15 protein-coding genes are annotated in these 15,241 nt (G+C 68.9%); 8 read left to right on the forward strand and 7 right to left on the reverse strand.

Going from position 1 to position 15,241, the window contains the following annotated elements; all coding sequences use genetic code 11:
* Positions 1 to 143: 143 nt before the first annotated feature.
* Complete coding sequence (locus tag ACFQS2_RS11395) at positions 144 to 734, reverse strand: DUF3043 domain-containing protein (RefSeq protein ID WP_377020079.1); 591 nt, start codon at positions 732 to 734, stop codon at positions 144 to 146.
* Between the two features lie 104 nt (positions 735 to 838).
* Between ACFQS2_RS11395 and ACFQS2_RS11400 the strand changes: the two genes are divergently transcribed.
* The 7 genes from ACFQS2_RS11400 to ACFQS2_RS11430 all read left to right on the forward strand — a co-directional run bounded on the left by ACFQS2_RS11400 (position 839) and on the right by ACFQS2_RS11430 (position 7,283).
* Positions 839 to 2,254 carry a dipeptidase gene (locus ACFQS2_RS11400; RefSeq protein ID WP_377793851.1) on the forward strand — a complete coding sequence of 472 codons (1,416 nt, stop codon included), beginning with the start codon at positions 839 to 841 and terminating at the stop codon, positions 2,252 to 2,254.
* A complete protein-coding gene (locus ACFQS2_RS11405; RefSeq protein ID WP_377793852.1) occupies positions 2,251 to 2,532 on the forward strand; it encodes a hypothetical protein in 282 nt (93 codons plus the stop codon). Before ACFQS2_RS11400 ends, ACFQS2_RS11405 begins: the two co-directional genes overlap by 4 nt.
* Positions 2,533 to 2,725: 193 nt before the next feature.
* The gene (erpA, locus tag ACFQS2_RS11410) at positions 2,726 to 3,082 is read left to right on the forward strand and encodes an iron-sulfur cluster insertion protein ErpA (RefSeq protein ID WP_377020076.1); all 357 of its coding nucleotides are present in this window, start codon (positions 2,726 to 2,728) and stop codon (positions 3,080 to 3,082) included.
* 375 nt (positions 3,083 to 3,457) lie between these two features.
* Positions 3,458 to 4,375: a cytochrome c oxidase subunit II gene (gene coxB, locus ACFQS2_RS11415; protein WP_377020075.1), complete on the forward strand. Its 918-nt coding sequence runs from the start codon at positions 3,458 to 3,460 to the stop codon at positions 4,373 to 4,375.
* A 56-nt stretch (positions 4,376 to 4,431) separates the two neighbouring features.
* Positions 4,432 to 6,087, forward strand: coding sequence for a cytochrome c oxidase subunit I (gene ctaD / locus ACFQS2_RS11420; protein WP_377794172.1), 1,656 nt, complete (start codon positions 4,432 to 4,434; stop codon positions 6,085 to 6,087).
* Between the two features lies 1 nt (position 6,088).
* Positions 6,089 to 6,505 (forward strand): cytochrome c oxidase subunit 4, encoded by a 417-nt coding sequence (locus tag ACFQS2_RS11425; RefSeq protein ID WP_377020074.1) that lies wholly within the window; start codon positions 6,089 to 6,091, stop codon positions 6,503 to 6,505.
* Positions 6,506 to 7,007: 502 nt separating this feature from the next.
* Positions 7,008 to 7,283 (forward strand): hypothetical protein, encoded by a 276-nt coding sequence (locus ACFQS2_RS11430; RefSeq protein WP_377793853.1) that lies wholly within the window; start codon positions 7,008 to 7,010, stop codon positions 7,281 to 7,283.
* Between the two features lie 183 nt (positions 7,284 to 7,466).
* On the opposite strand, the gene ACFQS2_RS11435 is transcribed toward ACFQS2_RS11430, so the two are convergent.
* The 4 genes from ACFQS2_RS11435 to ACFQS2_RS11450 form a co-directional block, all read right to left on the reverse strand.
* Complete coding sequence (locus ACFQS2_RS11435) at positions 7,467 to 9,152, reverse strand: cytochrome bc complex cytochrome b subunit (protein ID WP_377020072.1); 1,686 nt, start codon at positions 9,150 to 9,152, stop codon at positions 7,467 to 7,469.
* 4 nt (positions 9,153 to 9,156) lie between these two features.
* Positions 9,157 to 10,230 (reverse strand): Rieske 2Fe-2S domain-containing protein, encoded by a 1,074-nt coding sequence (locus ACFQS2_RS11440; RefSeq protein ID WP_377020071.1) that lies wholly within the window; start codon positions 10,228 to 10,230, stop codon positions 9,157 to 9,159.
* Positions 10,231 to 10,238: 8 nt separating this feature from the next.
* Positions 10,239 to 11,039 carry a c-type cytochrome gene (locus ACFQS2_RS11445; protein ID WP_377020070.1) on the reverse strand — a complete coding sequence of 267 codons (801 nt, stop codon included), beginning with the start codon at positions 11,037 to 11,039 and terminating at the stop codon, positions 10,239 to 10,241.
* Between the two features lie 91 nt (positions 11,040 to 11,130).
* A complete protein-coding gene (locus ACFQS2_RS11450) occupies positions 11,131 to 11,862 on the reverse strand; it encodes a heme-copper oxidase subunit III (protein ID WP_377020069.1) in 732 nt (243 codons plus the stop codon).
* 247 nt (positions 11,863 to 12,109) lie between these two features.
* Here ACFQS2_RS11450 and trpD point away from each other — a divergent pair, with 247 nt between their 5' ends.
* Positions 12,110 to 13,192, forward strand: a complete 1,083-nt coding sequence (gene trpD, locus ACFQS2_RS11455) for an anthranilate phosphoribosyltransferase (protein ID WP_377020068.1) — start codon at positions 12,110 to 12,112, stop codon at positions 13,190 to 13,192.
* A gap of 10 nt (positions 13,193 to 13,202) precedes the next feature.
* Here the strand turns inward: trpD and ACFQS2_RS11460 are convergent, their stop codons facing one another.
* Positions 13,203 to 13,484 carry an Lrp/AsnC family transcriptional regulator gene (locus ACFQS2_RS11460; protein ID WP_377020067.1) on the reverse strand — a complete coding sequence of 94 codons (282 nt, stop codon included), beginning with the start codon at positions 13,482 to 13,484 and terminating at the stop codon, positions 13,203 to 13,205.
* Between the two features lie 50 nt (positions 13,485 to 13,534).
* The gene (locus ACFQS2_RS11465) at positions 13,535 to 15,205 is read right to left on the reverse strand and encodes a DEDD exonuclease domain-containing protein (RefSeq protein WP_377793854.1); all 1,671 of its coding nucleotides are present in this window, start codon (positions 15,203 to 15,205) and stop codon (positions 13,535 to 13,537) included.
* Between the last annotated feature and the right edge of the window lie 36 nt (positions 15,206 to 15,241).

Raw genomic sequence — 15,241 nt, forward strand, 5'->3', positions numbered from 1 at the left:
GACTCCCTCACAGAATGAACGGCCCGTGCTCGATGCACGGGCCGTTCAGTCTGTGAGGAGAAGGTGCTGTACCGGGAGCGGGCCGGCCTCTCAGCTGCGGAGACGACCTCGTGGCCGTGCCGCGCCGTACAGTCGCGCCGCTCTCAGCGAGGCGACTCGCCGTGCTTGACCTGAGCGCGGGGGAGCCGGAAGCGACGGATCTGGATCGCTCGCATGATGCCGTAGCCCACCAGTCCACTGCCGACCTCGCCGTACTCCTCGGACAGGCGTCGGCGCAGACGGCGGCGCAGCATGAACGAATCGATCACGCACAGAGCGATGCCGCCCCACAGCACGACGATCATCCCCGTGCTCATCAGCATGTACAGATCCGGTCGGATCAAGGGCATGATCAGCGCGACCAGCATGAAGATCAGTGCGACGGGGAAGAAGTACTCGGCGATATTGCGGCGCGAGTCCACGAGGTCCCGCACCAGGCGGCGCTCGGGGCCGCGATGCTGGAGCGGCATCTTCTTCTCATCGCCCGTCATCAGCGCCTGCTGCGCTTCCGCGCGCTGCACCCGGGCGCGCTCCCGATCGCGCCGACGGGCTTCCTTGCGGTCATCGACCACGAGCGGACGCCGGCGGGCGGCTTCGGCCTCTTTGCGGGTACGGGTGGGCCGCCCCTTCGATCCGGGGCGGGTGGTCTGCACCGGTTCGGGGGGCTCGGGAGTCTCGGACTTGCGGAATATCACCGGGGCATTCTAGGCGAACCCACCTGGGATTACCCGGTGCGCGCCGCGCAGGGGCCCGGCCCGGCCGCCGCGGCTCGACCCGTGTCAGCGGTACCGTGGCGAGCATGACGAGCTCGAACGAACCTTCCCAGAACCCTGCCGTGACCGGCGATGCCACGTCGGTCGACGCGCTGCGTGAGCGGCTCGAGCCACTGCTGCCGGCGGCGATCGCGGACCTCGAGGCCCTGGTGCGCATCCCGTCGGTCGCCTTCGACGGATACGACCGGGAACCGGTGCGGCGCAGCGCGGAAGCGGTCGCCGAGCTGCTCAGGGGCGCCGGGATGGCCGACGTCACGATCGAATCGGTCGCCGACGGGGCTCCCGCAGTCATCGGCCGCACCCCGGCGGCCGAGGGACGCCCGACCGTGCTGCTGTACGCCCACCACGATGTCCAGCCCACCGGCGATCCCGCCGACTGGAGCAGCCCGCCGTTCGAGCCGGTCCAGCGGGGGCGCCGGCTCTACGGCCGCGGCGCCGCCGACGACAAGGCCGGCGTGATGGCCCATGTGACGGCACTGCGGCTGGTGGGGGAGGAGCTGGCGGCCGATGGCATCGGGGCCACCGTCTTCGTCGAGGGCGAGGAGGAGGCGGGATCCCCGACCTTCCGCCCGTTCATCGAAGCGCACCGTGAGGCGCTCGCGGCCGACGTCATCATCGTCGCCGACTCGGCCAACTGGGCCGTGGGCACCCCAGCGCTGACTACCAGCCTGCGCGGCCTGGTGGATGTGGTCGTGGAGGTGCGCACGCTCGAGCATGCAGTGCACTCCGGCCTGTTCGGAGGACCCGTCCTGGACTCCCTCGCCCAGCTCTCGAGGCTCCTGGCGACCCTGCACGACGAGACCGGCGAGGTCGCCGTCGACGGACTCGTGCGAGGGCCGGATCCCGTGGTCGAGACGGACGAGGCGGATTATCGTCGTGACGCCGGCGTCCCGCAGGGCCTGGAGCTCGCGGGCACAGGTCCGCTCAGTGCACGGCTCTGGACCCGCCCCGCGCTCTCCGTCATCGGGATCGACGCGCCTCCTGTCCGGGAGGCCTCGAACACGCTGGTCCCGGTCTCCCGCGCGAAGCTGTCCCTGCGCATCCCCCCGGGCGAGGACCCGGATTCGGCGATGGAGGCGCTGGTCTCGCACCTGGAGCGGCATACCCCGGCCACGGCCGAGGTCAGGGTCCATCGCGGTGAGACGGGCAAGCCGTACAGCGCCCGCCAGGACTCTCCGGCGATGAGACTTGCCCGCGGCGCGCTCGCGGACGCCTGGGGGACGGAGGCGGTGGACACCGGACTCGGCGGCTCCATTCCGTTCATCGCCGACCTCCTCGAGGTGTTCCCGCAGGCCGACGTCCTGGTCACCGGTGTCGAGGATCCCGAATCGCGAGCCCATGGCATCGACGAGTCCCTGCACCTGGACGAGTTCGCCCGGGTGTGCCTCGCCGAAGCGCTGCTGCTGCGCGGCGCCGGTTCCCTCCGCGGCGACGACGCATGAACGGCTCCGACCGCCGACCCCAGCAGCAGCCGGGCCAGGGCCGGACCACCGTCTCGCCACTGGCCATCCCGCTGCTGTTCGCGGGGCTGATGATCGGCTTCTTCGCGGGATACTTCTTCCTGTGGTGGGGGATCCTCGCCGTCCTCGCCGTCGCCCTGGGCGCGCTGTGGATGGTGCTGGCCGGTCACAGCCGCGAGGCGGCCGCCTCCGCGATCGGCGGCGTCGCGGTCGGCTACGTGATCCTGCTTCTGCTGGCCGTCTTCCGCGGGGTGCTGTGACGGCGTGCTCGGACGGCTTCTCGCGCAGCGGGTCACGGCGTCCCGAGGACACGGGCACGTCGGTCTCGCGGGGAGGCGGATGCCGCGAGTCCACCGGCGACACGCGGGGTGAGCGGGATCGCCCGCAGCGGGCGGTCCCCTTCCGCGCCGGCGAGGCGTACCCTGGGACCACACGAGCATCGAGGAGGACCTCATGACCACGACCACCGAGCGCCCCGCCGCGACGCACGGCGTCACCCTCACGTCCGGTGCGGCGGAGAAGGTCTCGACCCTGCTGGAGCAGGAGGGCCGCGACGACCTGCGCCTGCGTATCGCCGTGCAGCCCGGAGGCTGCTCCGGCCTGATCTACCAGCTCTACTTCGACGAGCGCCTGATGGACGACGACCTGGTCGCCGACTTCGAGGGCGTGGAGGTCATCGTCGACAAGATGAGCTCCCCGTACCTCACCGGTGCGGTGATCGACTTCGCCGACACGATCGAGAAGCAGGGCTTCACGATCGACAACCCCAACGCGCAGAGCTCTTGCGCGTGCGGCGACTCCTTCGGCTGATCCGCTCTCGCGACCACCCTCAGCAGGGGGTCGCGGCGCTCGGCGCACAGCATGATCGGGCCCGGCCCGGTGACGATCTCGTCACCTGGTCGGGCCCGTTTTTGGTCTCAGCACGGCCGTCTGCGCATCACAGGGCGATGACGGCCCGCCGACGGCGCGTGCCGGTGAGCAACGCACCCCGCGAAAGCCGTATGATGACGACGTGCCGTTATGTGCCGGGCCTGAGCGCGGCACTGCCCGCTCTCCGGAGCGGGCGCGGCACCGTGGGCAGGTCCCCGCCCACACCAGTACCAGCTCCGCAGTCCGGAACCTGGCTCGCGCATCGCGCGGACCGGCCCCCGAGACACGGAGACGACGAGCGGAAGGTCATTCCCTGTGATCCCCCAGGTCCCCCAGCGCTCACGGCGCGGACGCCGCGTGGCCGCGGCAGGCCTCGCCCTGGCCACCCTGGTCCTCTCCGGCTGCACGGACGAGCAGCTGCGCGGCTTCTTGCCCGGCTACTCCGACGGCGAGGTCACCAACCAGACCGGCCGGATCACGGACCTGTGGGTCGGTTCCTGGGTCGTGCTGGTGGCCGTCGGCCTCATCGTGTGGGGTCTGACCATCTGGTGCGCCATCGCCTACCGTCGTCGCAAGAACGAGACGGGCTACCCGATCCAGCTGCGCTACCACGTGCCGCTGGAGATGATGTTCACCCTGCTCCCGGTGGTCATGGTGCTCACGTTCTTCTACTTCACCTCGCGGGACATCCGGGAGATCGAGCACCTCGAGGAGAACCCGGACGTCACCGTCCACGTCGTGGCCAAGCAGTGGAGCTGGGACTTCAGCTACCTCGAGGAGGACGTGCACGAGCCCGCCGGCGTGCAGTCCTTCGCCACCGGTGAGCTGGGCGCGGCCGAGACGCTGCCCGTGCTGTACCTGCCGGTCGATCGCACCGTGGAGTTCCGTCTGGACTCGCGCGATGTCGCGCACTCCTTCTGGGTCGTCGACTTCCTGTACAAGAAGGACACGCTGCCCGGCTTCACCAACGTCTTCCAGGTGACGCCGACGCGCGAGGGCACCTACTTCGGCAAATGCGCGGAGCTGTGCGGCGAGTACCACTCCGACATGCTCTTCAACGTGAAGGTCGTCTCCCAGGAGGAGTACGACGCTCACATGCAGGAACTGCGCGAGCAGGGCAACACCGGGGAGCTGGGCGTGGACCTGAACCGCAATCAGAAGGAATGGAGCATGCGGGACGAGAACGACGACATCTATCCCGCACCGCGTGAAGACCAGGAGGCCGAGCAGTGAGCGCGCAGACCCCGGTGAGCAGCCCGCAGACGACTGCTCCGGAGCGGTTCGAGCCGGTGGGTTCCACCAGCCTCGGCAAGCGGATGTTCAATCTGCTGACCACGACCGATCACAAGCTGATCGGCATGATGTACCTCGGAATGGGCTTCGCCTTCTTCGGATTCGCGGGCATCCTCGCGCTGATGATGCGTACCGAGCTGTGGGAGCCCGGTCTGCAGGTGGTGGTCTCCAAGGACCAGTACAACCAGCTGTTCACCATGCACGGCACGCTGATGCTGCTGATGTTCGGCACGCCGCTGTTCAACGGCTTCGCCAACTATCTGATGCCGCTGCAGATCGGTGCGGTGGACATGGCGTTCCCGCGCCTGAACATGTTCGCCTTCTGGGTCACGCTGTTCGGCTCGCTCATCGTCGTCGCCGGCTTCCTCACCCCGCAGGGCGCGGCGTCCTTCGGCTGGTTCGCCTACGCACCGCTGTCGGACACCACGTTCACCCCCGGCCTGGGTGGTGATCTGTGGGTCTTCGGCCTGGCCTTGCAGGGCTTCGGGACGATTCTCGGCTCGGTCAACTTCATCACCACGATCCTGTGCATGCGCATGCCCGGTATGACGATGTTCCGGATGCCGATCTTCACCTGGAACACGCTGATCACCGCGGTTCTGGTGCTGATGGCCTTCCCGCCGCTGGCTTCGGCACTGCTGGCTCTGGGCGCGGATCGCCGTTTCGATGCGCAGATCTTCGACGCCGCGAACGGCGGCCCGATCCTCTGGCAGCACCTGTTCTGGTTCTTCGGCCACCCCGAGGTCTACGTGCTCGCGCTGCCCTTCTTCGGTATCGCCTCCGAGATCATCCCGGCGTTCTCGCGCAAGCCGATCTTCGGGTACAAGACCCTGGTGGGCGCCACGATCGCCATCGCCGCTCTCTCGGTCACCGTGTGGGCGCACCACATGTACACCACCGGCGCGGTGATGCTGGACTTCTTCGCCTTCATGACGATGCTGATCGCCGTGCCGACGGGCGTGAAGTTCTTCAACTGGATCGGCACGATGTGGAGGGGATCGCTCACCTTCGAGACCCCGATGCTGTTCACCCTCGGGTTCCTCACCACCTTCATCTTCGGCGGCCTGACGGGCATCATCCTGTCCTCGCCGGTCCTGGACTTCCACCTCTCCGACACGTACTTCGTGGTCGCTCACTTCCACTACGTGATGGCCGGGACCGTGGTGTTCGAGATGTTCGCCGGGTTCTACTTCTGGTGGCCGAAGATGACGGGCTACAAGCTCGATGAGGGACTGGGCAAGATCCACTTCTGGCTCATCACCATCGGCTTCCACCTCACGTTCCTGGTCCAGCACTGGCTGGGCGTCGAGGGCGCTCCCCGGCGGTACGTGAACTACCTGGCCGAGGACAACTTCGGCTGGCTGAACCAGGTCTCCACGGTCGGTGCCTTCATCATGGGCATCTCGACGCTGCCCTTCCTGCTGAACGTGGTCCTCACCCGTATCCGTGACGAGAAGATCCTGGTCGACGACCCGTGGGGCTTCGGAGCGTCGCTCGAGTGGGCGACGTCCTGCCCGCCGCCCCGGCACAACTTCGAGTCCCTGCCCCGCATCCGGTCCGAGCGTCCGGCCTTCGATCTCCATCATCCGGAGGTCGGAATCCAGGACCACATGACGGACCAGGAGCCCGCCGAGAACCCGAGGACGAACTGACATGCGAGCCGTAGCACAAATCTTCTGGATCCTGGGTGTCTTCATCCTGCTCTCCGCCATCGCCTACGGCTTCCTGACGGGTGCCTTCCAGCGATGGGGTGTCGAGACCGCCGGGTTCCCCGCCCTGCTGGCCGCGGCCGGGCTCTCCTTCATGATCGCGATGTTCGCGTCCCTGACCGGGCGCAAGCACAGCCTCGGAGCCTCGGACGACCTGGATGGTGAGGTGGCCGAGGAGCCCGGCGTCCAGGGCAGCTTCTCGCCGTACAGCTGGGCGCCGCTGTGGGCCGCGATCGGTGGAGGCCTGTGCTTCCTCGGCGTGGCCGCCGGCTGGTGGATCTTCGCCTTCGGCGTCCTCTTCGGCATCTACGGCGTGCTGAGCTGGGTGCTGGAATACTCCGTGGGCCAGCACGCGCACTGAGGTCTACCGACCCTCCTGCCGAGATGTCGCCCTTCGCCCTGACCGGGGAAGGGTGCCGCGAAGGCCCCGCATCGATCCGTTCGATGCGGGGCCTTCAGCATGCAATGTCGCGATCGCTGAGCTCTCGTAGCCGGATGCGGCGCAGTGGCGGCACTGCGAACGGGATCCCCACACCTCCCCGAACCCGCGAGCCCCAGGGCCTCCACGGCTCCCGCGAGGCCCACGAGCCCTCCCGCGTCCCGCGGGCCGCACCGCCGCCCTCGGGACGCTCCGTGGGCGGAGCCAGGAGGAGCGACCGGTTCTGGCTTCGCAGGCGGACAACTCACGCAGTACCGTTGACCAGCACTATAACGCTGTAGCGCAACGGACAGCGGTATTGCGCTGTATGGACCGGCCCGGTTCCTGGGGCGTGAGACGCTGCGGGTGCTAGCGTGTCGACACGAGCCGTTGCACCGAGCTCAGCGCCCGAGCACCGGCACCGACGACGGACCAGGAGGCGTTCATGATGATCGGCGATGGAGCAGATCTTGTCGGCCGCGCCGAGCGCGAAGTCCGCGGCATCTTCGCGGACGAGGGTGCCCTCGAGCGAGCGGTCGCCTGGGCATCGGAGGTGCTCGCCAAGGACGGTATCGACCCGTCGGCCCAGCAGTTCCGGGCGATGCGGTCCTTGTGCCGCGCGGAGCGGCGGCTCAGCCTGACCGGTGCTCGCTATCTCGTCAACGCCACCTCCGGCCGGGGGAACCGTCGCGCGGCTCCACGCAGCCCGATTCTCGAGTAGGATCCGGCGGCTCGTGACCCGGTCCTCGGCGAAGAGCCCGCGGGGTGCGCGGCGCCCGAGCCCTCCGAACGGGCTCTCCGCCTCCGGACCATATAGCTGTGCCGACACCTGCCGGCAGCATCATGAAGGGCCCCGGGAAACGTTCCCGGGGCCCTTCATGATGCTCAGCGAGGCGTCAGCGGATCATCCTGCGTGATGCTGCTTCTCTGCCGGCGTGCGGTAGTCGCCGCCGGTGGCCTCGTCGATCTTGTGCTTCTCATGGTGCGAGTGCTCGAGGGCCTCACGCAGCTCGGCCGGGGTGACCGGCTCGATCTGATCCTTGAAGAAGAAGCTCGTCGCCTTGGCCCGGAGCGAGGAGACACCCTTGCCGGCCTTGAGCGGCCGATAGTCGTCGTGCTGGACGAGGACCCAGCGGTCGTACTCGCTGAGCGGCTCGTGGATCTCCAGCATCTCGCCGCCCTCGGTGCGCACCACCCGAGAGGTCTCGCGGCCGTGCAGAGCCAGCTCACGCTTCTGTCGCTGGAGCGAGAGGCACAGCCTCTTGGTGATGAAGAAGCACAGGAAGGGCGCGACGAAGATGGCGATCCGGAACGCCCAGGTGAGGTCGTTGATCGACAGTTGCAGTGCGAAGGCGATGAGGTCGTTCGTCGCCGCCAGCGCCAGGATCAGATAGACGCTGATCCACGCGACTCCGAGCCCCGTGCGCACCGGCGCGTTGTACGGGAGGTCATTGAGGTGGTGCTCGCGGTCATCGCCGGTGACCCAGTTCTCGATGAAGGGGTACAGCATCAGAACGGCCAGCAGCAGCCCGTAGACCACCATCGGGATAAGGATGTTCAGCGACACCGCATACCCGAAGATCGTGAACTCCCACCCGGGGATCAGGCGCAGGCCGCCGTCGGTCCACAGCATGTACCAGTCGGGCTGGGAACCCGCGGAGACGGGGGAGGGGTCGTACGGCCCGTAGACCCAGATGGCGTTGATGGCGGTGGTGGCCGAGATCAGCGTGATGATGCCGAAGACCAGGAAGAAGAAGCCGCCGGCCTTCGCGGCGTAGACCGGGAACACCGGGAACCCGACGACATTGCGCTCGGTGCGGCCGGGCCCGGGGTACTGGGTGTGCTTGTGCAGCACCAGCAGCACCATATGGATCGCGATCAGTCCCAGGATCATCGCCGGGATGAGCAGGATGTGGATCGTGAACAGGCGCGGGATGATGTCGGTTCCGGGGAACTCTCCGCCGAACAGCAGCATCGAGAGATACGTGCCGATGACAGGGATGCCCTTCATGAGCCCATCGACCACGCGCAGACCGTTGCCCGAGAGCACGTCGTCCGGCAGGGAGTAGCCGGAGAAGCCGGCGGCCATGCCGAGGACCATCAGCAGGAACCCGACGACCCAGTTCAGCTCGCGGGGCTTGCGGAAGGCACCGGTGAAGAACACGCGGAACATGTGCACGAAGATCGCGACCATGAACACCAGTGCAGCCCAGTGGTGCATCTGGCGGAACAGCAGGCCCCCGCGGACCTCGAACGAGATCTCCATGGTCGACTCGAACGCGCGGGACATGTGCGCGCCCTGCAGCGCCTCGTACGGACCGGCGTACGTGACCTCCTCCATGGAGGGGTCGAAGAACATGGTCAGGAACGTTCCCGAGATCAGCAGGATGACGAAGCTGTACAGCGCCACCTCGCCGAACATGAACGACCAGTGGTCCGGGAAGATCTTGCGCGCGATGAAGCGGACGAAGCCGCCCCCGGCGACGCGCTGGTCGAGCCAGTCCGCACCGATCGCGCCGAGCTTGTACGCACGGCCGTCGGGATCGAAGTCGGAGGTCTGCTTCTGGGGAGTGGGAGTCGTGGTCGTCACGTGATCACTTGTCCTTGTGGATGTCCCAGAAGCTGGGACCGATCGGCTCGGGGAAGTCGCCGCTGGCCACCAGGTAGCCCTCGTCGTCGACCTCGATCGGGAGCTGGGGCAGCGGGCGGTGCGCGGGGCCGAAGATCACCTTGGCGCCGTCGGTGACGTCGAAGGTGGACTGATGGCACGGGCACAGCATGTGGTGCGTCTGCTGCTCGTACAGCGCGACGGGGCAGCCCACGTGGGTGCAGATCTTCGAGAAGGCCAGGATGCCCTCGACCCCGTTCTTCATGCTCTCCTCGTTCTGGGCGAGCTTCGGGTCGATGCGCACGATGACGGCGGCCGCCTTCGCGCGCTCCTCGAGGAAATCGGGCGTCTCCTCCGTCAGGCCCTCAGGCATGACGTGGAAGATCGAGTTCATCGCGACGTCGGCCAGCCGGATCGGCGTGCCGTCGTGGTCACGGGCCAGGCGCTGGCCCGGGTGCTCGCCCCAGAAGGTGTGGTGGAGCTTGTTCCCCGGCAGCGGGCCGAGGGTGGACAGCGGAGCGAGGACCGCGACCGGCAGAGCGGCCATGGCGGCGACCATGGCGGTGACGATGACCGGGCGACGCCCGATGCCGGATTCGTTCAGCCCGTCGGTGATGATTCCGGCGGCGACCTCGCGGGTCTCCTCGGATCCGCGGATCGCGTGGCGCTCCTCGACCATCTCCTCATCGGGCATCAGGGTCTTGGCCCAGTGCACAGCCGCGGCGCCGATGAAGAACACGGCGATCGCGAGGCCGAGCCCGGTGATCAGGTTCGACCACCACAGCGCCTCCGGGCTCGCCTGCGCGGCGAAGAGGTTCGTGCCGGTCGGGGTCACCACGAAATACGCGGCGATGAAGATCGCGGTGCCCAGCACGGACAGCAGGAACATCCCGGCGACGAGACGCTCGGCGCGCTTGGCGGCGGCGGGGGACTCGTCGGCCTGTCGATGGACGTGCGGCGGCAGGCCCGGGTTCGGGAATCCTCCGCCCTCCTTCGGAGCGACAGCGCTGGCTCCGCGGGCGTGGGAGTCGGGGGAGGCCCCGTCGTGGTCGTGATTCATGCTCGCATTCACTTCGCCTTCGCCCCCAGCCAGACGGCGACCGACAGGAGCAGGGAGAGGATGATCGTCCAGGCGTACAGGCCTTCGGTCACGGGCCCCAGTGAGCCCAGGGAGATGCCACCGGGTGACCCGGTCTCCTCGAGGGATTCGAGGTAGGTGATCACGTCGCGCTTGTCCTCGGGGGTCAGGCTCGTCTCGTTGAACACGGGCATGTTCTGCGGCCCGGTGTCCATGGCCTCGTAGATGTGCTTGGGCTCGACGCCCTCGAGCTCCGGGGCGTACTTGCCGCGCGTGAGCGCACCGCCGGCGCCGGCCGCGTTGTGGCACATGGCGCAGTTGATGCGGAAGATCTCTCCGCCCTGGGTGGCATCACCCTGGGAGGTGTCGAGGTACTCCTCGTCGGGCACTGCGGGGCCGGGGCCGAGGGAGGCGACGTAGGCCGCCAGCTGACGGGTCTGCTCCTCGTTCATCTGCGGGGGCTTGCGCTGCGCCTGTGCGCCCGAGTTCTGCATGGGCATGCGACCGGTGCCGACCTGGAAGTCGACGGCCGCGGCACCCACCCCGATCAGCGACGGGCCCAGGGTGCTGCCGTCGGAGTCGGTCAGGCCCTGCCCGCTGCGACCGTGGCAGGTGGCGCAGTTGGCCAGGAACAGCGCTTCCCCGGCGTCGACGTCGTCCTGCGTGTAGGTCTCCGCCTGGGCTGTCTGCGGCTGGAACGCGGCGTACAGCCCGCCGGTCGCGACGAGGGCGAGCAGCAGGATCACGAGTAGCGCCATCGGATGATGACGTCGTGCGGCGAGTGCCTTCACGGTTCGGACCTCGATTCGTGGAGGGGACGAGCAGGGGCGGGAGGGGAGCTGCGGCGCGCACCAGGCGGGGGAGCCTGTGCGGGCGCGGGGATCAGAAGATGCTCCAGTCGAAGTCGACGGGCACGGCGTGGCCCGGGCTGGTGCCGGTCATGATCGGATCCAGCAGGTAGACCACGAAGAACAGGCCCACCCAGACCACATCGACGAAGTGCCAGTAGTACGAGATGCAGATCGCGGAGACCTGCTCGTGCTGGGTGAAGGACTCCGCCATGAAGGACCGCATCATCACCATCAGGAAGGCGATCAGGCCGCCGACGACGTGGATGCCGTGGAAGCCCGTGGCGAGGTAGAAGATCGAGCCGAACGGGGAGGACGAGAGCGTCACGCCCTCGTGGATGAGCTCGGTGTACTCGTAGGCCTGCCCGGAGACGAAGACCGCGCCCATGACGAAGGTCAGCGTGTACCACTCGATCATGCCCCACCCGGCGACGTTGAAGATCGAGCCGGTGCGGGCCTTGCGCGGGGCGAAGGGCTTGCCCCAGGGGAACTGGCCCTCGGCCAGGAACACGCCCATCTGGCAGGTGAACGAGCTGGCGACCAGGATGATGGTGTTCACCATGGCGAAGCCGTGAGTGAAGTTCGCCTCGCCGTCGGCGAACGTCTCCGGCGCCATCGAGCGCAACGTGAAGAACATGGCGAACAGCCCGCCGAAGAACATCAGTTCGCTGGCGAGCCAGACGATCGTGCCGATCTGCGTCGGGTTCGGGCGGCCTACCGCTGGGGCAGCGGCGGCGGAGCGCTCAGGCAGGGTCGCAGTAGTCACGTCACCATTATGTCGTGTCGTCAGATTCGGCGTGCCGGGTCACGACGCCCGACCACACCGCGGGGCAGCGCCCCGGGGCGGACGACGTCAGCATATCCCTCCTGACGGCCTGTCACGAACGGGGACACGCTCCGTCCGGCTCGCGGGATCGGTGCAGGTGATCGCCGCATGCGGGGTCGTGATCGCTCCGTGATCCGATCCGTGATCCTCGCGACGGCCGGGCGTCCCGAAGTGCCATGATCGGGGCATGAACGAGAACATCCCGACCTGGCCCCGGATCACGTCGCGCCTCGTGCGTGGTGAAGAGCTCGAGGCCGGCGAGGCGTCGTGGGCGATGGACGAGGTCATGTCCGGAAACACGACGCCGGTCCAGCTCGCCGGGTTCCTGGTGTCGCTGCAGGCCAAGGGCGTCACCAGTGGGGAGCTCGCAGCTCTGGCGGATGCGATGGTCTCGCATGCGCGGCCGGTGCGCGCCCCGTCGCGCGCTGTCGACATCGTCGGTACCGGCGGCGATCTGGCTCATACCGTGAACATCTCCACCATGGCCTCCATGGTCATCGCCTCGACGGGCCGCGCGGTGGTCAAGCACGGAAACCGGGCCTCGAGCTCGAGATCCGGCTCGGCCGACGTGCTCGAGGCGCTCGGCGTGCGCCTCGACCTGCCCGTCCCCGTGGTCGAGGATCTGGTCGAGGAGATCGGGATGACATTCCTGTTCGCGCAGGTCTTCCACCCGTCGATGCGGTTCGCTGCGGAGGCCCGCAAGGGGCTGGGCATCCCCACCGTGATGAACATCCTGGGTCCCATCACCAATCCCGGCCGGCCCCGGGCGAGTGCGGTGGGCGTGGCCGACGCCACGATCGCGCCGACCGTCGCCGGCGTGTTCGCCGCTCGCGGCACCAGCGCCCTGGTCTTCCGTGGCCAGGACGGGCTCGACGAGCTCACCGTCACCGCTGCCTCCGACGTCTGGGAGGTGCGAGGCGGCGAGGTCCGTGAGCACTCGCTGGACCCGGAGCTCCTGCTGGGTATCCCGCGCAGCGGCCACGACGCGCTGCGCGGCGGCACCGCCGAGGAGAACGCGGAGGTGACTCGGGAGCTCTTCGCCGGGGCCCGCGACGGGCGGATGGGGCCGATCCGTGACGCGGTGCTGCTGAACGCGGCGGCCGGCGTGCTCGCCTTCGACGGGATCGATCAGGCGGCGGCCGACGGGTTCGAGGAGCGGTTCGCAGCCGCGTTCGCGGAGGCCCGGGACGCGTTGGACTCGGGGCGTCCTGCGGAGCTGGTCCGGCGTTGGGCTATCGCCTCGCGGGAAGCTGCCGCCGAGGACGGCTGAGGCCGTCGGCTCAGCCCTCGATGCCGAGGTCGAACGCGGCGTCCAGATCACGCGTGGAGTAGGTCTTGAAGGCGATGTTCGTCGTGGTGTCGAGGATGCCCTGGACCTTCCCGAGATGCCCCGCGATGACGTCCGCGAGATCCTCGTGACGGCGCACCCGCACGACGGCGATCAGGTCGACGTCGCCGGTGACCGAGTACACCTGCTCGACGCCGTCGAGATCGACGACGGCCTCGGCGACCTCGGGGATGCGGGCGGACTCGACGACGATCGAGACGATGGCGGTGATCATGGCTTCTCCTCGGACGGGGCGCAGGGCGCGCCGGGACGTGTGCTCCGAGCCTAATCCGCGATCGGCGCCGCGAGTGCGGTCGTCCGGGCGAAGCGCTCCGCGAGCAGCTCGGCGTCGAAGCGAGCCCTCGCGGGCACATGCCACTCGCCCTCCATCAGCACCGTGCGCACGCCCTCGCCGTCGAGCCAGCTGAGCAGGATCTCCGCCTCCTGGTGGTAGCCCTGGCACAGCGGGGCGGCGAGCTCCGCCTCCCCGGTGCCGGTCACGGCCAGGGAGCGCGCGACTGCCAAGGGGTCGGCGTGGGAGGGCACCAGAGCCGTGCCGGCGAAACGGCCGTGCCGCACCGCCAGCAGCTCCCATCCGCGCCCGCCGATCACGCCCTCCGTGCTGGGCCGGGCGGCGATCAGCAGCGGCACCTCGCAGATCGCCCGCAGCCGGGAGGCGCGACGCGCGGCCGCGAGGTACATCCCCGCCAGGCGCCGCAGCTTCTCGGCGTCCTCGTAGCGACCGGCCGAGACGTGGCCTCGCATGCGGGCGGCGACATGGTCGAGGATCTCGCGGGGGTCGACGAGCATCGCCCGGCGGATGCGATCCCGGTGCCCGGCCTCGGCGCGGGCACCGCGCCCGGAGGCCTGCTCGAACGCCGCCCCGCGGCCCAGGATCGCGTCGGTGAGCAGCCCGCGCAGGGGCTCGACGTCGTGCCGGGAGGACAGCGGGCCGATCTGGGCGGAGCCGTCGGCCTCCGGGCGCGCGATCCGTGCCGTGCGCAGCCCCTCGGAGCCCGAGCCCAGACGGAGCCACACCGCCTTCTCGGGGGAGAGCCCATGCCGGTTCGTCGGCGGCTTCTTCGCCGCGATGATCCGCAGCTCGCGCACCGCGGCCTCGGTCGGCGTGGTGCACTCCAGCACGTCGACCGACTCGGCGCGCGGGAGCATGTCCAGCACCTTGCGCCGGGTCTCGGCCGCCGTGAAGTACGTGCGCACCCGGGAGCGCAGATTCCGGGAGGTCCCCACGTACAGCACGCCTCCGTGGGCGTCGAGGAACTGGTACACGCCGGGAACCGAAGGAACCGTCTCGGCCAGGTGCTTCTTGCGCAGCTGCACCGGTGTGGCGCGGCGATGCGCGGAGGAGAGGTCCTCGAGGGTGGCGGCGCCGCGCGGTCCCAGCCGGTCGATGATCGCGTGCAGGACGTCCACCGTGGCCCGGGCATCCGAGAGCGCCCGGTGGTCAGGGGTGATGCTCGCTCCGACGTGCGCCGCCAGGGTGGAGAGCTTGTGGTCGCGCACCTCGTCGCGCCGGAAGACCGTCCGCGCCAGAGCCAGGGTGTCCAGTACCAGCGGCCGTGGCCACCCGATGTCGCAGCGGGCGGCCTGGGCGGTCAGGAACGAGATGTCGAACCGTGCGTTGTGCGCCACCAGGGCGGCGTCGCCGACGAAGTCCAGGAACATCGGCAGCACTGTGCGGATCGACGGGGCACCGGCCACCGAGGCGTCCGAGATCCCCGTCAGGGAGGCGATGTACGCCGGGATCGGGCGCTCCGGATCGACGAAGGTGCGGAACTCGCCGAGCACCTCCCCGCCGCGCACCTTGACCGCCCCGATCTCGGTGATGGCGTCGGCCCTCGGGTCGGTGCCGGTGGTCTCGAGGTCGACGACGACGAGGGTGGCGTCTACCAGCGGGGTGCCGAGATCATCGAAGCTCAGCTGGCGGCGCGCGGACATGGCCGCAGACTACGACGCGGCCCTGACCATCGGAGG

This window comes from Brachybacterium sp. GCM10030267 (genome assembly GCF_042666875.1).
In the GTDB taxonomy this organism is placed as follows: Bacteria; Actinomycetota; Actinomycetes; order Actinomycetales; family Dermabacteraceae; genus Brachybacterium.

Coding starts and splice junctions, on each gene's coding strand:
- ACFQS2_RS11400 (WP_377793851.1), top strand. CDS start 839: ATGACGAGCTCGAACGAACCTTCCCAGAACCCTGCCGTGACCGGCGAT.
- ACFQS2_RS11405 (WP_377793852.1), top strand. CDS start 2,251: ATGAACGGCTCCGACCGCCGACCCCAGCAGCAGCCGGGCCAGGGCCGG.
- erpA (WP_377020076.1), top strand. CDS start 2,726: ATGACCACGACCACCGAGCGCCCCGCCGCGACGCACGGCGTCACCCTC.
- ACFQS2_RS11425 (WP_377020074.1), top strand. CDS start 6,089: ATGCGAGCCGTAGCACAAATCTTCTGGATCCTGGGTGTCTTCATCCTG.
- ACFQS2_RS11430 (WP_377793853.1), top strand. CDS start 7,008: ATGATGATCGGCGATGGAGCAGATCTTGTCGGCCGCGCCGAGCGCGAA.
- ACFQS2_RS11440 (WP_377020071.1), bottom strand. CDS start 10,230: ATGAATCACGACCACGACGGGGCCTCCCCCGACTCCCACGCCCGCGGA.
- trpD (WP_377020068.1), top strand. CDS start 12,110: ATGAACGAGAACATCCCGACCTGGCCCCGGATCACGTCGCGCCTCGTG.
- ACFQS2_RS11460 (WP_377020067.1), bottom strand. CDS start 13,484: ATGATCACCGCCATCGTCTCGATCGTCGTCGAGTCCGCCCGCATCCCC.
- ACFQS2_RS11465 (WP_377793854.1), bottom strand. CDS start 15,205: ATGTCCGCGCGCCGCCAGCTGAGCTTCGATGATCTCGGCACCCCGCTG.